The sequence below is a fragment of the Tardiphaga sp. 285_C5_N1_2 genome, assembly GCF_052076065.1.
Lineage (GTDB): Bacteria > Pseudomonadota > Alphaproteobacteria > Rhizobiales > Xanthobacteraceae > Tardiphaga > Tardiphaga robiniae.
This window is the reverse complement of record NZ_CP197241.1, coordinates 1437109-1456219: the sequence shown is the minus strand read 5'-3', so window position 1 is coordinate 1456219 and position 19111 is coordinate 1437109. Positions and strand designations below refer to the sequence as shown.

The following is a 19111-nucleotide window of genomic DNA, read 5'->3' as shown; positions in this document are numbered from 1 at the left end:
GGGCGCTTGTCACCTTGTCCTCACGGTTCATGTCCATTAATCCGCAGACCTGACGTCTGGCGCGACCGCGCCGCCCGCCTCGCTACTACCTCTTGCCGAATCGAGATCGCGCCATGCGCCGTTTACTGCTGCTGCGTCACGCCAAGACTGAAACGGACGCGCCGAGCGGCAAGGATTTCGATCGCAGGCTGGATGACCGCGGCCGGCTGGATGCGGCTCTCATGGGCGCCTGGCTCAGCAGAAATCCGCCCCTGCCCGATCTGGTCTGCGTCTCCACGGCGGTACGCGCGCAGCAGACCTGGAGCCTCCTGGCCGCGGCGATGCCGGCGGCGAAACCGATAGTCGCCAGCCTCGATGAACTCTATGGCGCCGGCCTCTCCGAATTGCTGGCGGTGATCCGCGGCGCAGCCGTGGAGGATCCAGAGCAGCTGATGCTGGTCGGCCACAATCCCGGCCTGCATGAAATGGCGCTCAGCCTGATTGGCAGCGGCGATGCCGCAGGCAGGAAAGCCGTCGCCGACAATCTGCCGACCGGCAGCATCGTGGTGATCGACTTTCCCATCGAGGACTGGAACGACGTTGCCTTCCGCGATGGAAAACTCGTGCAATTCGTCAGTCCGAAACTGCTGAAGGGCGCCGCGGGCGAATAAGCCGCGCCCATCGGAACCGGTTTGTGCTATCCTTCTCCGGACGACGATGGAGGTGCGCATGTACAAATCCATTCTGGTCCCGATCGATCTGGCCGAAACCGATGTGGCCAAACCCGCGATTGCCCAGGCCGCGACGCTGTCGCAAACCTTCGGTGCCACCGTCCGGCTGCTCAACATAATGCCGATGACCCCGGTGATGCTGGCCGAATATGTCCCGGCGGATTTCGATACTCAGCAACTAGAATCGTCGCAGGCCGCTCTTGCTGCGGTGGCACGCGATTGCGGCATCGACAGCAGCCGCGTCTCCAGCGTGGTGCGACAGGGCGGCATCTATCACGAGATTCTCGAAGAAGCCTCGGCGATCAAGGCCGATCTCATTGTGATGACCTCGCACCGCCCGGCGATGCGCACTTACTTTCTCGGCTCCAATGCCGGCCATGTGGTGCGCTATGCGAAATGTTCGGTACTCGTCGTGCGGCCGTGACTACGGCAACAGGTCGGCCGGCACACTGCTGAATGTGTAGTTGCGCGGTTTGTTGCGGCGGATGAAACCGCTGATCTGCCAGCCGAAGAATATTGCGAAGCCAATGATAAAGACCACGCCGGCAAACTCCCCGGTGAACAGTGCACGCAGGAGCAGCGCGGTCATTGCGAGACCGACAAAGGCCAGTGCCGCGACAATCATTGTGTAGATGCCTGGTCGCAGGCCGGAGCTGAGCCTGGCCAGACTACCTGCCACAGCGAGGCGGCGATGCAGCTCCAGGATAAACGCGCTGAAGCCCGACTGCGGCTCCATCAGCGCGACGGTTTGTTTCGACGTCGAGAAGATCGTGATGTGACGACCGTCAGCATGATCGATATCGGCGCGAAAGCGGCGGTGCTGCATACCCATCGGCCGATAGGACAACCGGATCGCCGCGATATCCGCATAGGCCCAGACACCGGAGCGACGACCTGTGCGCCATAACAAACCTTCATCGGTCAATTCATAGCGATGCGCGGCACCAATCAGGGACGCCTTGTAGGCATAGGTATGCCCCGGCCCTGCCGCTTCTGCGGCAGACGACATGTCCCTGCGCCTGAAGAGGGTCTCGAGCAAACAGAAGTCCCCTGCACTGTTCGATCTCGCTTGCTTGCGCGATCGCCTGCATGTCCCTTACAAGCTTGCCATGGCCGAGACGACCACTTTTCCCCGCCGCCTGATTCTGGCCGGTGCGATGATTTCAGGATTGCTGCTGGCGCTGGCCGTACACATGCTCGGCCAGCGATTCGGCCTCGACCTCGGTGGCCTCTGGCGCAACGATCCCGACAATTTCATGCCGATCGGATCCGCCTTCGCCTGGTGGCTGATAGCGGCGATGGCCTTTGTCGGCGGCTATGTGACCGCTAACCTGCTGCACAGCGCAGCATCCGGTCGCATCCCGCAGCGCATGCGGCAGTTTCTGATCACCATTGGCGTGCTGTTTCTGGCCGGCGCCGGTCAGGCGGCCTCGGCGCCCAACGCTATACCGACGGCATCGGGTGTTCTGGCCAGTCTTGCCGCCCTCGGCCTCGGCGGCGTCATGGCGTTCTGCGGCGCCCATTTTGCGCTGCGAAAGGCATAGGCGAAGCCCAAAAAAAATCGCGCAGGCTTTCGCCCGCGCGATTGTTCTGTGCCGTGTGATCGCTGGTACCGCGATCAGCTTGCGGCGCGCATATTGACCTTGCCTTCGGCCAATGACGTCAGCTTCTTGTCGGTGGTCTTTTCCTCATCGAGCGTCTTCTGCAGCACGGCCGCGCAATCGTTGCGGCCAAGCTGGCGCGCCCACGCGATCAGGCTGCCGTAACGCGCGATCTCGTAGTGCTCGGCGGCCTGAGCCGCATTGATCAGCGCGGCGTCGAGTACCTTCTTGTCCTCGACTTCCCCGGCGGTCTCGTCGGCTTCCTTGATGATACCGTCGATTGCCGGGCAGGTAACCGCCTTCACCTCGGCGCCGTGCATGGCGAAGACCTGCTCAAGCCGCTGCACATGCACTTCGGTTTCTTGCAAATGCGTCTTGAAAGCCTGCTTCAACAGTGGTTCTGCAGCCTTGTCAGCCATTTTCGGCAGCGCCTTCAGAAGCTGCTTCTCCGCGTAATAAATGTCCTGCAGCTGGTGCACAAACAGGTCATCCATCGTCTTGATGTCCTTGGTGAACAGTCCCATCGTTTCAATCCCGGTGTTCTGGAACGGGGTGGCCGCTGCGGCGCATTGTCCCGCTCGGTTGCGATAGGCCGGTAACCATCGATATTGGGACGTGTTCCGGGACCGTCTTGATTTGCCGCATGGAACATTCGACTTGCCCGCCTATATGAAATGCGGGACGAATGGCTCGGAATTGTCTGTGCGATTGTCGTGCAGGGTCAGGGCTTTGCAGCCGGCGCGGGTATGTGGCGACCTTGCGGCGCGGCATTAACGCTGGCGCTGTCAAGGACTGCACAACGAAACGTTTTTGCCGTAAGGGTTTGGGCTTGATGAGTGAACTTCGCGTATGAGTGAATTGGTCGCCGCTTGCCGCCTGTTACCCCGATCGGCTTTCCACCTGTTCGCGCTCCGCCGGGAGGACGAATGCAACGATTGCTGACCGCGCTCGGGCGCGGCTTCAAGCAACACGTCGGCTGGAAACGGCTGGGTGTTGTCGCAAGCCTGATCGTCATCGCCCTCGCCATCTCTCATCTGGTGCATACGCTGAAGGGCCTCGATACCGCCAAGATCCTGGCGGCGATGGCCGCAAAATCGACGATGCAAATCGCCATGGCGACGCTGTGCGTGATCGGCGCCTTCTGCACCCTCACCTTCTACGATTACTTCGCGCTCAGAACGATCGGCAAGAAGCATGTGCCGTATCGGATCGCGGCACTCTCGGGCTTCACCAGCTACACCATCGGCCACAATATCGGGGCCACCGTGTTCACTGGCGGCGCCATCCGCTTCCGCATCTATTCGGACTACGGATTGAATGCCATTGACGTCGCCAAGATCTGCTTCATCTCCGGACTGACCTTCTGGCTCGGCAATCTGTTCGTGCTGGGCATCGGCATGGTCTGGCATCCGCAGGCCGCCTCGGCCATCGATCTCCTTCCCAATGCCATCAATCGGCTGATCGGGTTCGGCTGTCTGGCCGGCATCATCGGCTATCTGGTCTGGCTGTCGGTCGGCAAGCAACGCCGCGAACTCGGTCAGAACGGCTGGAAGGTCGTCCTGCCTTCCGCCCAGTTGACGCTGCTGCAGATCGCCATCGGCGTTGTCGATCTCGGCTTCTGCGCGCTGGCCATGTATCTGCTGATGCCAGATCAGCCCTATATCGATTTCGTCTCGCTGGCTGTGGTGTTCATCCTCGCCACCCTGCTGGGCTTCGCCAGCCATGCCCCGGGCAGCCTTGGCGTATTCGACGCCGCTTTGCTGGTGGCGCTACCGCAGTTCCGCCAGGAGGAGCTGGTCGCCACCGTGGTCATGTTCCGGATCCTGTATTTCATGATCCCGTTCGCTATCTCGATCTGCATCATGGGCACCCGCGAAATCTGGCTCAGTGTCATCCAGCCATGGCACAGGCGCCGCCTGGATGACCGCAATGAACGTCGTGAGACGGAGCCCGCCCCGGTCGTGGTGCATGAGCAGCCATTGAAGCGTCAGTCACAGGGTTGAATCAGTCCCGGGCGCGCCACATCGCGCGTCCGGCCCATCGATTTCTTACTTCCGCCCCATACGTGACGTTCAACACCGCCATGGCCCCCATCTATTTCAGACGTTCATTGATCAACTTCGCCTTGCTGCTCGGCATGCTGGGCGCGCTGCCGGTTGAACCGGCCGCCGCGCAGGGCGTGGCCAACAGTTCGATCCAGATTTCCTGGGAAGTGCGCAACCGCTTTCGACTGTTCCGCGAAGAACGTGACTTCCAGCTCCATGTCGACGCCATGCGGAACCGCAGCGTGCTGGGTGCCGAACAGGCTTTGGGCGTGCAGAGCGATGGCCGCGGCTGGGCGCGCAACACCGTCAACCGGCTGTGCATCGATCTGGCCGGAAAGGTCAGCGAGCCCTGCACCCGCGACACCGTCAAGGAAAGCTACCTGACACCGACCGAACATCCGATCACCGTCCGCCTTACCGGCGAAGTGCCAGTCGGTGCGATCTGCGCCTGGACCTTCGAGGATGGCGAAGGCCCGCGTCAATCCACTCTCGATTGCGCCGAGCCGATCAATTTCCGCGCCATCTATGGTCGCCGCACGGTCGCGACTGTGGAGGTCACCAGCGGCGCCGAGGCTCCTGTGCGGGTCAGCGCCGACATCGCCGTGCGCGACATCCTGATTGCGGGCCTCGGCGATTCCATTGCGTCGGGCGAAGGCAATCCGGATCGTCCGGTCGCGCTGTCCGATGACGGCTTCTGCTTCCGCTCTTATCTCGGCGGCCCCAGCGGGCAGTTCTATCGGCCGAGCCGCGCCGGCTTCAAAGGCGGCCGCTCCTGCGACTCCTATGAATCGCTGCAGGCCTGGCAGCGCGCGGGCGCGCAGTGGTTCAATGCCGCGTGCCACCGCTCGCTTTATAGCTACCAGACACGCGCCGCGCTGGCGCTCGCCGTGCAGTATCCGCACATCGCCGTCACCTATCTGCCGCTGGCCTGTTCGGGCGCGACCATCGCCGACGGATTGCTGGGTGGACAGCGCGCGCGTGAGTGCCTCACCACGAAGAATGCGAGCACCTGTGCGGGCAGCGTCAACGCGCAGATCGCCGAACTGCGCGAAGCCATCACTGCCGCCAAGCGCCGTCAGCCGGCACGCCGGCTCGATCTCGTGCTGCTGTCGATCGGCGCCAACGACATCAACTTCTCCGGGCTCGTTGCCGACGTCATCGTCGAGAACGCCACCGAACGCGCGCTGTTCAAGCGCGGCGGCATCCTAGGCTCGGTCGAGAACTCCCGTAGCGCGCTGGTCCGCGAACTTCCCTCCAGCTTCGGCAAGGTGCGCGAAGCCCTGAAGCCGCTGCTCGGCGGAGACATGTCGCGCGTGGTGTTTGCCGCTTACGCCAACCCGACTTTCGCCAATGGCGCACCCTGCCCCGGCGGCCCGGCCGGCTTCGACGTGCATCCGTCATTCTCAGCCGATCCGCAGCGGCTGGCCAATGTCGCGAATTTCGTCGAGTCCGAATTCCTGCCGCAACTGAAGTCCATCGCGCTGTGCCAGGGCGGCGTACTGTGCCGCAATCCCGAAGCCGACCGCATGACCTTCGTCGATCAGCATCAGGCGAGTTTCGCTAATCACGGCTTCTGCGCACGCTCCGCATCCGATCCCGAATTCGATCGCGCCTGCTTCTCGCCCAAAGGCGACAGCTTCGAGAGCAGTCTCGTCGAAGCCGCAGCCCAGCCGATGGTGTGCGGTCGCGGCGCCAGCGAATTCCGCCCCTATTTGCCGCGTGGCCGCTGGATCCGCGACGCCAATGACAGCTACTTCGCGGCGATGACCTATCCGCAGGGCTATTCGGCGGCGATCCAGCCGGCCGATATCCACGATGCGACCTGGGGCATTCTCTCGGCCGTTTATGGCGGTGCGATTCATCCCACCGGCGAAGGTCATGCAGCAATGGCCGATGCCGTCGTGCCGGCAGCGGCGAGCGTATTGCGGCTGAGCGCGGAAGCTGATGTCACGCAGGAGCCGCTGGCACCGATGGTGCTGCAGCCGGCCGCGCGATAGGACGATCAGCTCAGCTATCCATCGCGGTCCCGGCAGAAGCGAAGCGGTCCGGACTACGCCCGACCGTCGCCTTCGACACAGCTTTGACCATGTGGCGCGCGTCTCGGCAGTCCATGGCCGAAGACAACAAAGCTGATGCCCGCGAGAATCCACACGCTCATTCCGCCATAGAGCATGACCCAGCCGAACCCTTGGGTCAGGGCGTCTTGAATGACGGCTCCGCCGGGATTGTATTCGGACGCGAGCGCCGTGCCGGCGGCGACGCTTTCTGCCAGCGAGCGTAAGAGCTCGACACTGGTACCGCTTGGTAGCGCGGCCTTCAAAGACGCACGAACTCCCTCGACGAGAATGAGGCCCATGAGCGCGATATTAATGGCAAGCGCAATCATGCGGGCGCTCATATCGATGCCTGACGCCATGCCCGCGCGTTCCTGCGGCACTGATCCGGTCGTCGTGTTGGTCACGGGCGTATTGGTCAGCCCCAATCCGATGCCGGCAAGGACGCATCCCGGCAGCATCGTCAGCCAGCTCGCATGCGCGACCGAGCCGCCGATCTTCATGGCGAAGAACCCCGCTCCGATCGTGAACAGGCCGAGCGGGATGACCAGACCCGGATGGAAACGTAGCACGAGCCGTTCGGCCACCGGCGGCACGACCAGCGTCGGCAACGTATAGGCCAGAAGCGACAGTCCGGCGCCGACGCTGCTATAACCCAACCCTGCCTGGAAATAGATCGGCAGATAGATCATGAACGGCCAGAAGCTGAAGTTCATGGCCATCGAGCCGACCAGCGCGCCGGAAAAATTACGGATCCGGAAGACGGTGAAGTCGAACATCGGCCTCGGGCTGAGACGCTCGGCGAAGACAAAGCCGATCAGGCTTGCAGCGAACACGCCGACGACCGCAAACGCCGTCCAGCTGTCGAAGCCGATATCCGGGCCTTGCGTAATGAAGAATGCGAGGCAGAAGACTGCAAGCGAGAGCGTGATGATCCCTGCAAGATCAAGGCTGCTGGCCTCCGGATCGCGCGACTCGCGAACTCCGCTCCCGGCAAGGATCAGGGCGATCACGGCAAGCGGGACATGGATGAGGAAGGCCCATTCCCAGCTCGACAAAGCCACGATTGCGCCGCCGATGATCGGGCCGAAGCCCAGACCGATGCCAAAGATGATCCCCCACCAGCCGAATGCAACGGCGCGTTGCCGCCCTTCCGGAAATTGATGGGATAGCACCGCGACCTGGCAGATCAGCATCGCCCCGCCGCTCATGCCCTGGAGAAATCTGGCAACGATCAGCACCAGTATATTTTCGGTCAGGCCGCAAAGCAGCGATGCAGCGGCAAACGCGACGATCGCAATCAGATAGACGCACTTGCGCCCATAGCGATCCGCGAGCGTGCCGGTTGCCATCAGCACCGTCGTCACCGCGATCGTATACGCATTCATGACCCATTGGAGCTGTTTGAAATCGGCATGAAGCACCCGCTCCAGTGTCGGCAGGACCGCGGGAATGCTGGAAATCTCCAGACCGAACATCAGGGAGGTGAGACAGGCAGCCGCCAAAGCCAATGTGCTTTGTCGTGTCGATTCGGAGAGCATGGGAGCCTTTCGGGATAATAACGCGCCACAGTGAAGCCCGACGACAGAGGACGAGGTCCACCCGGTCTGCGTTGTGATGAACGCAACATAGGCAGAGGTTGACCATTTCAGAATTGGATGATTGAATATTTCAGAGACAACAAATCTGGATAATTCAAATGAGTGCCCTGGACGTGGATGCCGTGCAGGCATTCGTGACCATCGCCAATCTTCAGAGCTTCACCCGCGCGGCGGAAGCGCTCGGCACTACCCAGGGCGCGATCAGCGTGAAGCTGAAGCGGCTGGAAGACCGCCTCGGCCATAAATTGATCGAACGAACCCCGCGAATGGTGCGCCTCTCGGCGCAAGGCGCGCTATTCGTCGATTCAGCCCGCGACTTCCTGGCCGCGCATGATCGCGCTGTCGCAGCTTTGTCTGCGACCCGTCGCCGTTTCGCACTCGGCATTGCGGCCCATGTGGCCGGGCCGGAGGTTCCGACGCTGCTGGCTCGCCTGAATGCCCATGACCCCACGCTCACGATCGAGGTTCGCCTCGATAATTCACGCAATTTGCTGGACGCATTCGACCGCGGCGAAATCGATGCGGCCATCGTCCGGCGTGAGGATGACCGACGCGACGGCGAAGTGCTTGCGCCCGAGCATTTCGGCTGGTTCGCAGCACCAGGCTTTGTGCACCGGCCGGGCGAGGCATTGCGACTGGCGGCGCTAACGCCAGTATGTGGCGTGCACGACGTTGCCATTCATGCGCTGGACGCGGCTGGCATCGCATGGACGGAGGTGTTTCTCGGTGGCGGCTCTTCAGTCGTGTCGGACGCTGTCTCGGCGGGCCTTGCCACCGCGGTCTTCTCCTGCCGGCTTGCACCGGCCGGCACCATCGAAGTCAGCCAGAAGTTTGGCCTGCCACCGCTGGCGTCATCGGAAATCGTACTTCTCTCGACACTGTCGGATATGCAGTCTCGCCAAGCGCTGCGAACCCTCGCGGCTGCGTTCCGCGAACACCGCGCGCATACGAGCTAGGTAGCGTATGGAAGGCGATCCAGCAGCGGCTGCGCCAGATGCAGAATCTGGTAGCAAGCGCCAGCATCGGTCTGTTCATTTTCTGACAGAAGAACGCGGGTGAAGACCCACTTCTCGGCATCCAATCCGATGACGGCCGCAACGATTCCGGCGCGCGCCGGGAGATCCGCGTTGCGCTCGATCTCGCCTGTCATTGCCGCTGCGAGATCGGCATCGGGCGGAATGGCGACGTCCTGCCGATAAGCAAAGCGCGCCTCCCGTCCAGCCCCCTTCCGGGCATCGAGGGCAACGCGTGTTTCGATCCGCGCCCGACCGAACATATCGACGACGATTTTGTAACCGCCGTTCACGAGAAAATCGCGAAACGCCTCGTCGTGCCGCCACAGATAAAGCGAGGAATAGCTAGACGTCGTTGCCCCGAAGCGCCCGCTCTCTCGCAAGAGAAATCCCTTGAAATAAAGCTCCGGCTTTGCATCCCAGAGCGGCCCACGCTCCTGTGCGCGTGAGCGGATCAAGCCGAGATCATAGTCGGCGGGCAAGCGATGCTCGTAATGCGCAACGATCATCGTGATGGGCTCCTTCAGCAGCCATTGTCATTGAATCGATGCACGATATCGATCGACGGGCCGCGAAGAACAGACGTGGAATCATATTTCTATGATCCGGTATTCAAATGAATGACGTCCGGAGAGAGCCGACAAGCAACGTTGGAAGCTGGCGCGCCACGATTGAATTGGCAACGAAATGGCCGACGCGCCATGGCGTCGGCTTCCAGAATGCAGGGTGTTGGACAGTCTTCGCTCGTGGGGAGCCACAATCAAGTTGGCGGCGATCAGCGCGCGACGTTGCTACCCGGGGTCACATTGCTGGCCTTCTTCATCGGCGCGACGGGGGCCTTCGCGGCGGCATTACCGACGGTTGGCGGCTTCACGGCTGCTGCCGCGAGGGTCGGCACATATTTCGCGATCACGGTTGGATCGAGCGAAGCCATTTCAGTGTCGGGCAGACGGTACCAGGTCTCGTCCTTGCCGAGCAGCGCGATGCCCCAATAGCCACGCACGGTGAGCGCCCGACCATCGGCACTGACGCTCATCTTGGCCTTGTAGACCTTGCCGTCGCGCGGATCGAGAATGTTGCCGTTCTCGTATTTCAGTCCCTGCTGCTGCATGTTGCGGATGAAGGAGATGCCTAGCACTGGCTGGCCCTTCCGGTCATCGACGCACTTGCCGCAGAAGTCGTCGCCCGGCTTGTCATCGGGGCTCGGAAACGTCTTGGCGATCGCGCCTTCGAATACGCCGCCGCCATGGTCAACCACCAGAACCCAGACGACAGGCTTGTTATTCTCGACCTTCTGCCAAAGCCCGGCAGCAGTCGGCTCAGCGGCGTGGAGAGGGCCGGCGAACATCGCGCATGCGGCCAGACCTGAAGCGACTGTGAGCGCCAGACGTCGGGATCGAAGTTGTGCCATCGCCTTCCCCAGTGCAGTTCGTCGTCCAGGCATCCGCCGAGTATCCGCACTCGATCCGATTGCATAGACTATCAATCTTCCGCGACGAGAGAGTGACTGCGGTTGATGGCTTTTGCAAGATTGCCGATCGCGCGCCGGATGTCCGATTGTGTCAGCGGCCACAGCTTTGCCACAAGCTGCCCCACCGAACCCGACGCGGTTACCGGCGATCCGAACCGCCTTTGCATCTCCGTCATACAAGATGATTCCAACAACTAGCCGAAGTTAGTTAACGCCGAGCTTCTTCTGCAGGCTGGAGGAGGACGTCGTGTATTGAAACACCAGCCGCTTGTCCGGATAGACGTAGTGATACGCCTTCTGTGCCATCAGCGCGCCCTCGTGGAAGCCGGACAGGATGAGTTTCAGCTTTCCGGGATATGTATTGATATCTCCGATGGCGAAGATGCCGGGGACATTGGTCTCGAACGACGCCGTTTCCACCGGGATCAGGTTGTTGTGCAGCGTGACGCCCCAATTGGCGACCGGACCGAGCTTCATGGTCAGGCCGAAGAACGGCAGGATCGTATTGCAGTCGATCCGGACACTTTCGTTGTCATTGCCCTTGATGACAGCCCCAGTGAGATGGCCTCCCTCGCCTTCGAGCGCTGTGACCTGACCGATCTGCAGGTCCATCTGACCGGCTGCCACGAGCTTGCGCATCTGCTCGACACTGTGAGGCGCAGCACGAAAATCATCGCGCCGATGCAAGAGGGTGACGCGCCGCGCGACCGGATGCAGGTTGAGCGTCCAGTCCAGTGCACTATCGCCACCGCCGACAATCAGCAGATCCTTGTCGCGGAATTGCTCCATCTTGCGCACCGCGTAGAACACCGACGTGCCCTCATAGGCTTCGATGCCCGGCACCGGTGGACGCTTCGGCTGGAACGAGCCGCCGCCGGCGGAGATCACCACCACCTTGGTTTCGAACACCTGGCCGGCATCCGTCGTGACACGAAACAAGGGATCGCCGATCTTCTCGATGGTCTCGATCATTTCATTCAGATGAAAGGTCGGATGGAACGGCTTGATCTGCTCCAGCAGTGCTTCGGTCAGCCCCTGACCGGTGACCAGCGGAATCGCAGGAATGTCGTAGATCGGTTTTTCAGGATAGAGCTCGGCGCATTGGCCACCGATCTTGTCCAAGATATCGACGAGGTGGACCTTCATATCGAGCAGACCAAGTTCAAAAACGGCGAACAGTCCGCAGGGGCCGGCGCCGATGATCAGCACGTCCGTCTTGATCGTTTCGCCCATAGTGTTTTTTCTCGGTTGAACCAGCCCTGCGAGATCGCAGAGCCCGGCGCCATCCGGCAATTGCGTCCAGCCTAGCGGCGCCACACGGGGAAAGCCACAGCGGCTCGGCCTGAAATCAGCATGTGCCCCGCCCTTGCCTGGGCTGTGCAACTGCGCTGTAACAGGCGCAAACCTGCCAAGCATTGCTGGAGATCAATTCCGTGAACGCCCCTGCCCGCGCCCCGGCGCCCGTCCTCGACGACTATCCCTATCGCCTGTCGGACAATGTGCGCTTTGCGGATCTCGATCCGAACAACCACGTCAATAACGCGGTGTATTCGAGCTATTTCGAAACCAGCCGCGTGTTGCTGATGCGGGACCCGGCCTGCGGGCTGATCGCGCCTGGGCAAAGCTGGGTGCTGGCGCGGCTCGATATTCACTTTCGCGCCGAATTGCACTGGCCCGGCAAGATCGAACTCGGGCTCGGCGTCACCAAGATCGGCCGGACCTCGGTGACCTATTCGCAGGTGGTGTTTTCGGAAGGCAAGTGTATGGCCTCGGCGATCGCAACGACCGTGATGGTTGGCCTCACCAGCCGTCAACCAACGCCGATCCCGCCCGACGTCGTCGACCGGTTTCAGCCATGGATGCTGCGCGGCTTGAACGCGCAGTAAATAACAGGGCTTGAAAAGCTCAGAACAAGTCTTGGGAAGCTCAGGCCTGGCGTTCCGGCGTGATCACAACAAGACCATCGAGCGCATCGGTGATCTTGATCTGGCACGACAGCCGGGAGTTCGGCTTGATGTCGTAACCGAAGTCCAGCATGTCCTCTTCCATCGGCGTCGGCGCACCGACGCGCTCCTGCCAGGCTTCGTCGACATAGACGTGGCAGGTGGCACAGGCGCAGGCGCCGCCACATTCGGCTTCGATACCCGGGATGGCATTGCGAATGGCCGCCTCCATCACCGTGGAGCCGATCTCGGCGTCAATGCTGCGGGTCTCACCGGAGTGATCGACAAAGTTTATCTTGGCCATGATGCTCGCGCTGCCGAAAGGAAGATACCGGCTGTCCTATAACGGGTCGATCCGGATCGCGCCAGCGCTCCGCAGCAAAACCGTCATCTAGAAAAGCTGGGCCAAGCATGACCCCTTAGGGGGCTTAAAAACGGTCCCTTTGGGATCAAAGCTGATCCCTTGGGGATCAGGACCGCTTCAGAAGGACGTCGATCTCCGCCCGCGCTTCGAGAACGGCGTCGGTGAGCGTCATCAGGGCCTCAGCGGTATCGCTGCTGTCGCGCTGCGTCGTTTCCAGCCATTCGGCGGCTTCCGTGATGCGGAACGCGCCGACCGCCTGCGCGGAGCCCTTCAGCTTGTGCGTGAGTTCAGCCGCATCCGCCGGCATTTTGACGATCTTCTCGATCAACTCGCTCGACTGGGCCGCGAACATCGCCAGAACTTCACGTTCCAGGCTGCTATCGCCCATAGTCATACGTTGAAGGTGGGGGAAATCGATCGGTCCGTCATCGGGAACCAGCGGCGGTGACGGCATCCATTGAACCCGTTCGAAGTGAAGCGGCATTGATGATGGCCCAAATTCCCGCCAACCGAACGATCCGGCCGCGATTTTTTGCAGCCAAACACGGAATTGGTTAACGGAACGTTCTAGGTACAATCCGCTGGGTTGACGCAGTTTTGACGCAAACTCGCCACGATTGAGGGGCCATTCCGTTTATTTGAGGCGCCACAAGAAGTTACCGGGGAAAGCCGTTAACTATCATTAAGAATGTCTTAACCAGAACCATTTCATTCGCGCGACCAAGCCAATAGGATGTTTGCGGAAGTAGCGGACAAGCCGAGCGACCGGCAGTCCGAAATTCGTCCCGCGGGGTGCACATGGCCAGTTGCCATGCTGCAGGCGGGAACGAATCGTGGGGACTTCTGTGTCAGTTGCGTAATCAGGGGGCGTGGAACGAGCATGGCAAACAACACCAAAAAGGCCAAGGATCCGACCGAAGTCGCGCTCTCTGCCATCCAGGAAGCTCTCAACATCAGTGACCCCGCGCATGTCGATCGCGATCAACCCGCGATCCGTGCCGACAACGCTCCCATCAATTCATCGCCCGCCGTTGACCTCGACGACAACGCCTTCGACGCACGCATCGCCAATGATCGCCCGAGCTTCGAAGCGCAGGACGATCAGCGCTTTGCGCGCCGTCCCGCGAACGATGACCGCGAAACTATCGGCCAGATACTGCAGGCGCTGCAGAAGAATCGCCCCGCCCGCAACGTCTATACGCTCGCCACCCTGTTCGCCGGCTTGTGGATCGTCGGCGCAGGCCTGTTGACCGTTGCGTTCCTGCCGTCGCTGCAGGCCCTGATCGGTCAGGGTTCCGGCGGCACGCTGGCGCTGGCTGGCCTTGCTGCGCTGCTGTTCGCCCCGATCCTGCTGTTTTACTTCCTCGCCAGCCTCGCCTGGCGCGGCCAGGAAATGCGCCTGATCGCCCAGTCGATGGCACAGGTCGCGATCCGCTTCTCCGAGCCCGAAAGCACGGCCAGCGACTCGATGGTCACGGTCGGCCAGGCGATCCGCCGCGAAGTCGCCGCGATGGGCGACGGCGTCGAGCGCGCGATTGCGCGTGCCGGCGAACTCGAAACCCTCGTCGCCAACGAAGTTTCCGCGCTCGAGCGCGCTTACTCTGACAACGAAGTCCGCATCCGCGCGCTGCTGCAGGACATCGCGCATCAGCGCGACAACCTGGTCGGTCAGGCCGAGCAGGTTCGCTCCGCCATTTCGGGCGTGCAGATCGATCTCCGCCACGACATCGCACTGATTTCGGACGCCATCGCATCACGCGTCGATGAAGTCGCCAAGAGCATCACCGGCGCCCTCGAAGAGCGCGGCGAACACATCACCCGCGCGCTCGGCAATGCCGGCGACAACATGATCCTCGCGCTCGGCGAGCGTGGTGGCGACCTGCTCGACCGCCTCGAAGAGGCCAGTGCCGAGACCACCCGCGCGGTGCTCGACGCCAGCGAGCGTCTGACGACGAGCCTCAACTTCAAGACCGGCCACGTACACGACGAGTTCGTCGATCTGGCAGACCGCGTCCACGAAATGCTCAACGAGCGTATCGACCGCATCACCAGCGAATTCGAACAGCGCTCCTCGACCATCGTCGATCGCGTGTCGGATCGCACCGAGCAGGTCCACGACTCGCTGAAGAATTCCAGCGATAGCTTGCTGCTCGAACTCGAGCTGCGCAGTGGCGACCTCGTCAGCAAGATCGACGATGCCGGCAACCGCCTGGCCAACCAGATCCTCACGTCAGGTGACAAGGCGGGCGAGTCCCTCGACGCCACCGTCAACGCACTGGTCGCCAAGGTCGCGAGCCAGACCGAAACCGCGCACGACACCCTCAGCCTGCAGATGAACGCCTTCGACGAACTGGTGAAGGAACAGGGCTCTGAGCTGGCCGAGCGCTTCTCGCGCGACAGCGGTACGCTGGGCGCACTGATCACCAAGCACATCTCGGAATTCGACCGCACCGTGAAGACCTTCGGCGGCGAAGTCGTCGATCGCCTGGGTCAGCGTACGCAGGACATCTCGGAAACGCTGAAGACCTATGTCGATAATTTCGACACCCGCGTCGCGTCCAATGTCGGTGGCATCACGTCGTCGCTCGACACCCGCCTCGCAGAATTCGAGACCAAATTCGAAGGCCGCGTCGTCAATCTCGATGCGTCGCTCGACACCAGGATCAAGTCGTTCGACGAGACCGTCGATGGACGTCTCAAGAGCCTTGAAGAAACGTTTGACGCTCGGGCGCAGTCGGTCACCGCGACCATCGATACGCGCCTTGAGAACCTCGCATCGACGCTCTCGGAAGGTGCCAATCAGGCCGTCCAGTCGGTCGACGCGCGCCTGACGCATCTGACCACCGCCCTGACCGAAGGCGCGAATCTCGCAGTCAGCTCGGTCGACGGCCGCCTGACCCACCTGACGACCGCGCTCACGGAAGGCGCCGTGCAGGCGATCCACTCGATCGACGACCGCCTTTCCTACTTCACGAGCTCTCTCACGGAAGGCACGACGCAGGCGATCACGGCCATCGACAGCCGCATCAACAACGTCACCGATGCCATCGACAGCCGCAGCACGCTGTTCGCGGATACTATCACTGCGCGCTTCCAGACGATCCACGAAGGCATGGAAGGTCGTATCGGCATTGTTGCCGGCGGGATCGAATCCCGCGTCGAACAGTTCGAGGAACTGCTCGGCTCGCGCATCGAAGCCGTTGCCGGCCGTATCGAAACCTCCGGCCGCACGGCCAGCGACTCGCTCATGGCCCGCGCCGAAGAACTCTCGATCGGCATCAAGACCAATGTCGAGGACGCCGAGCGTTCGCTCACGCATCTCATGGTCAATACCAGCGAGACCATTCAGGCTGGCGCCCGCGCCGCACAGGAATCCCTCGTGTCGGTCTCGACCGATGTCGGCGCGCAGCTGAAGCTGACGGCGTCCGATATCGAGAGCTCGCTGACCGCCGTCGGCACCACTGCCGCCACGGCCATCGTCAACAGCGCCCGCGATGCGCAGGCCACGCTGGTTAATGCGTCTTCGGAAGCCTCGCTGCAGGTGAAGTCACTGTCGGCCGATGTCGAGCGCACCCTCACCGCGGCCGGCTCCGCCACCGCAGCCTCGATGCTGTCGGGTGCTCGCGACGCCCAGTCGACACTGGTCGCCACCTCTTCGGAAGTCGCCAGCCAGATCCAGTCGCTCTCGGCTGATATCGAACGCACGCTCACTGCCGCCGGCACGGCGACGGCCGACTCGGTCCTGTCCGGCGCCCGCGCCGCGCAGAGCACACTGGTCGCCGCATCGACGGACGCCTCGCAGCAGGTCCGCACCCTTGCGGCCGATGTGGAGCGCACGCTGATCGCCGCCGGCACCGCCAGCGCGGACTCGATCCTGGCCAGCACGCGCAACGTCCAGTCCTCGCTGATCGACGCCTCGACCGAAGCGTCGAACCACGTCCGCAACCTCGCGGCCGACATGGAGCGCAGCCTGACCACCGCCGGCACCGCAACTGCCGAGTCGATCGTCGCCGGCGCCCGCGAAGCCCAGAGCACGCTGGTCACAGCATCTTCCGAGGCATCAAGCCACGTGAAGTCGCTCTCCATCGACGTGCAGCGCACACTCACCGCGGTCGGCGCCGATACGGCGGCTGCGATTCTCTCGAGCGCTCGCGAAGTGCAGACCTCGCTGGCAACCTCCTCGGCGGATGCCGCGAACCAGATCAAGGTGATCTCCGCCGACATCGAGCGTTCGCTCTCGAACGTCACTGCCAACACCACCGACAACATCCAGACCAGTGCGCAGAATGCGCACAACTCGTTGGTCGCCGCCTCGAACGAGATCACCACCAAGATCAAGACCACCTCGTCGGAGATCGAGCGGTCGGTATTCGCCGCTTCGGGCAGCTTCGGCACCACGATGACCGGCAAGACCGACGAAATCGTCACCTATGTGCAGCAGCAGACCGACCGTCTGTCGCAGATGGTCGACGCCAAGCGTGGTTCGCTGGTCGATGCGCTGGGCGCCAAGGCCAATCAGCTCACGGTCGACATCGATCGCGTGACCGCCGACGCGCTCAAGGCGATCGAGAGCCGCGGCCAGACCTTCTCGCAGACCATGGTCACCAACAGCACGGACGTGGCTCGCGCGATCACCACGGCTGGCGAACTCGCCACCGGTGCGGTCAACAAGTCGCTGAAGGATCTCGAGCAGAGCTCGCGCACCGCCATCGAGCAGTCGCGTCAGGTCTCGATCACTGCGGTCACGGAGATGCAGGAAACCAGCAAGATCCTGCGCACCGATACCGTGGCACTGTTCGAACGCCTGCGTGAAGGCAACATCCTGCTGCAGGAAGTCCTCACCGGCGCCCACGACAATCTCAACTCGCTGGAGCGCGCTCTGGTCACCCGCGTGGCGGATTTCGTGTCCACCATGAACGATGTGACGTCGCGCAACGGCTTGGCTACCCAGACGCTGGAAGAACAGCTCACCGTGTTCACCTCCAAGACCTCCAAGGCCCTGGAAGATCTCGGCTCGCTCTCAGGCCAGTTCGAAACCCATGGCCATGCCCTCGTGGATGCCGCGGCTCTGGTCGAACAGAGCAACCGCACCACGATGTCGTCGGTCGGCGAACGCAAGGCGGCGCTGGAATCGCTGGTCACCACCATCGATCTGCGCACCACCGATCTCGATCAGCGTCTCACCCGCTTCACCGGCCTGCTCGATGAATCGCTGGCAGCCGCCGAAGAGCGTGCCCGCGACATCGCCCGCGTCGTCGCGGAGACCGCAGGTCAGGGCTCGGCAGCCATCAGCCGGCAGTTCGAAGCCGTCCGCACCGCCGCGGAAGAAGAACGCCGCGCGACAACGCAAGCCATGAGCGAAATCTACCAGCAGGGCACGCAGGAAGCCGATGCCATGTTCAAGCAGTCGGCCGACAAGTTCTCGTCGATGGTCGCCAGCATGAAGCAGATGGCTGCCGAAATGCACAACGAGCTCGAGAGCACCCGCACCGAACTGCGCCGTGGCGTTCTCGATATGCCGCAGGAAGCCGCCGAGAGCACTGCGCAGATGCGCAAGGTGATCGTCGACCAGATCGAGGCGCTCGCCGAGCTCAACCGCATCGTCGCCCGCCACGGCCGCGGCCTCGACGTGGTCTCGACCAGCCGCGTCACCAGCGTGCAGCGCGATGAGGAGCCGGCGATGGCGATCGCCAGCAGCCGTAGTGAAGCGCGCCACGAGGCTCCGCGTCCGGCCCCGCGCCGCGAGGAGCCGCCTGCCCGTAGCGCAACGAACTTGCCGATGCCCGATATCGGTGGCCCTGCGCCGCGTCGCACCGAAGCGCCGTCGGTCGCTCCGGCCAACTCCGACCAGGGCCGTGACGGCTGGCTGTCGGATCTACTCGGCCGCGCCGATCACGTCGAGGAAGATCGCACGCCGCCGCGCCGCGCACCGGCTCCGCAGCAGCCTGCAGCCTCGGCCAATCCGCTGGAGTCGCTGTCGCTCGATATCGGCCGCCTGATGGATCGGACGCTCGCCGCTGAAATGTGGGATCGCTATCAGCGCGGCGAGAGCAAGGCCTTCAGCAAGCGGCTCTATACGCCCGCCGGTCAGAAAGCTTTCGATGAAGTCGCCCGCAAGTATCGGTCGGACCGCAACTTCAAGGGTACGGTGGATCGCTACATCACCGAGTTCGAACGCCTCCTCGACGAAGTCGCCCGCGATGAACGCGGCCCGGCAGCGCTGCGCAGCCATCTGACCTCGGAAACGGGTCTGGTCTACACCCTGCTCGCGCATGCAGCGGGTCGGCTGGGCTAAGCAAGATTAAATAC

The 19111-nt window shown here is 62.4% G+C and carries 16 protein-coding genes; 8 read left to right on the top strand and 8 right to left on the bottom strand.

From position 1 onward, the window contains the following. The first annotated feature begins 113 nt into the window (after positions 1-113). Positions 114-650, top strand: coding sequence for a SixA phosphatase family protein (locus AB7951_RS06805; protein WP_120291390.1), 537 nt, complete (start codon positions 114-116; stop codon positions 648-650). A gap of 58 nt (positions 651-708) precedes the next feature. Continuing rightward, entirely contained in the window at positions 709-1134 is a 426-nt protein-coding gene (locus AB7951_RS06800) for a universal stress protein (protein ID WP_093757305.1), read from the top strand. Here the strand turns inward: AB7951_RS06800 and AB7951_RS06795 are convergent, their stop codons facing one another. Then, positions 1135-1719: a hypothetical protein gene (locus tag AB7951_RS06795; protein ID WP_120291392.1), complete on the bottom strand. Its 585-nt coding sequence runs from the start codon at positions 1717-1719 to the stop codon at positions 1135-1137. 100 nt (positions 1720-1819) lie between these two features. On the opposite strand from AB7951_RS06795, the gene AB7951_RS06790 reads away from it, so the two are divergent. After that, entirely contained in the window at positions 1820-2254 is a 435-nt protein-coding gene (locus AB7951_RS06790; RefSeq protein WP_089265199.1) for a hypothetical protein, read from the top strand. Between the two features lie 74 nt (positions 2255-2328). On the opposite strand, the gene AB7951_RS06785 is transcribed toward AB7951_RS06790, so the two are convergent. Continuing rightward, positions 2329-2835, bottom strand: a complete 507-nt coding sequence (locus AB7951_RS06785) for a YciE/YciF ferroxidase family protein (protein WP_068735594.1) — start codon at positions 2833-2835, stop codon at positions 2329-2331. 402 nt (positions 2836-3237) lie between these two features. Between AB7951_RS06785 and AB7951_RS06780 the strand changes: the two genes are divergently transcribed. Further along, complete coding sequence (locus tag AB7951_RS06780; RefSeq protein ID WP_120291394.1) at positions 3238-4314, top strand: lysylphosphatidylglycerol synthase transmembrane domain-containing protein; 1077 nt, start codon at positions 3238-3240, stop codon at positions 4312-4314. Between the two features lie 80 nt (positions 4315-4394). Then, the gene (locus AB7951_RS06775) at positions 4395-6353 is read left to right on the top strand and encodes a hypothetical protein (protein ID WP_441255717.1); all 1959 of its coding nucleotides are present in this window, start codon (positions 4395-4397) and stop codon (positions 6351-6353) included. A gap of 53 nt (positions 6354-6406) precedes the next feature. On the opposite strand, the gene AB7951_RS06770 is transcribed toward AB7951_RS06775, so the two are convergent. Continuing rightward, on the bottom strand, positions 6407-7951 hold the full coding sequence (locus AB7951_RS06770; protein ID WP_120291396.1) for an MFS transporter: 1545 nt from the start codon (positions 7949-7951) through the stop codon (positions 6407-6409). Positions 7952-8109: 158 nt separating this feature from the next. Between AB7951_RS06770 and AB7951_RS06765 the strand changes: the two genes are divergently transcribed. After that, positions 8110-8967 (top strand): LysR family transcriptional regulator, encoded by an 858-nt coding sequence (locus AB7951_RS06765; protein ID WP_068735591.1) that lies wholly within the window; start codon positions 8110-8112, stop codon positions 8965-8967. On the opposite strand, the gene AB7951_RS06760 is transcribed toward AB7951_RS06765, so the two are convergent. The 3 genes from AB7951_RS06760 to AB7951_RS06750 form a co-directional block, all read right to left on the bottom strand. Next, positions 8964-9533 (bottom strand): DUF4865 family protein, encoded by a 570-nt coding sequence (locus AB7951_RS06760; protein WP_120291398.1) that lies wholly within the window; start codon positions 9531-9533, stop codon positions 8964-8966. The genes AB7951_RS06765 and AB7951_RS06760 overlap by 4 nt on opposite strands. Positions 9534-9799: 266 nt before the next feature. Further along, positions 9800-10435, bottom strand: a complete 636-nt coding sequence (locus tag AB7951_RS06755) for a DUF2147 domain-containing protein (protein WP_120291400.1) — start codon at positions 10433-10435, stop codon at positions 9800-9802. A 264-nt stretch (positions 10436-10699) separates the two neighbouring features. Next, positions 10700-11728 carry an NAD(P)/FAD-dependent oxidoreductase gene (locus tag AB7951_RS06750; protein WP_120291402.1) on the bottom strand — a complete coding sequence of 343 codons (1029 nt, stop codon included), beginning with the start codon at positions 11726-11728 and terminating at the stop codon, positions 10700-10702. 200 nt (positions 11729-11928) lie between these two features. Here AB7951_RS06750 and AB7951_RS06745 point away from each other — a divergent pair, with 200 nt between their 5' ends. Further along, complete coding sequence (locus tag AB7951_RS06745; RefSeq protein ID WP_092147107.1) at positions 11929-12381, top strand: acyl-CoA thioesterase; 453 nt, start codon at positions 11929-11931, stop codon at positions 12379-12381. 40 nt (positions 12382-12421) lie between these two features. Here AB7951_RS06745 and AB7951_RS06740 read toward each other — a convergent pair whose 3' ends face one another. Next, a complete protein-coding gene (locus AB7951_RS06740; RefSeq protein WP_089265206.1) occupies positions 12422-12742 on the bottom strand; it encodes a 2Fe-2S iron-sulfur cluster-binding protein in 321 nt (106 codons plus the stop codon). 166 nt (positions 12743-12908) lie between these two features. Continuing rightward, positions 12909-13379 carry an Hpt domain-containing protein gene (locus AB7951_RS06735; RefSeq protein ID WP_439061809.1) on the bottom strand — a complete coding sequence of 157 codons (471 nt, stop codon included), beginning with the start codon at positions 13377-13379 and terminating at the stop codon, positions 12909-12911. 303 nt (positions 13380-13682) lie between these two features. Between AB7951_RS06735 and AB7951_RS06730 the strand changes: the two genes are divergently transcribed. Beyond that, the gene (locus AB7951_RS06730; RefSeq protein ID WP_120291406.1) at positions 13683-19097 is read left to right on the top strand and encodes a hypothetical protein; all 5415 of its coding nucleotides are present in this window, start codon (positions 13683-13685) and stop codon (positions 19095-19097) included. Positions 19098-19111: the final 14 nt, after the last annotated feature.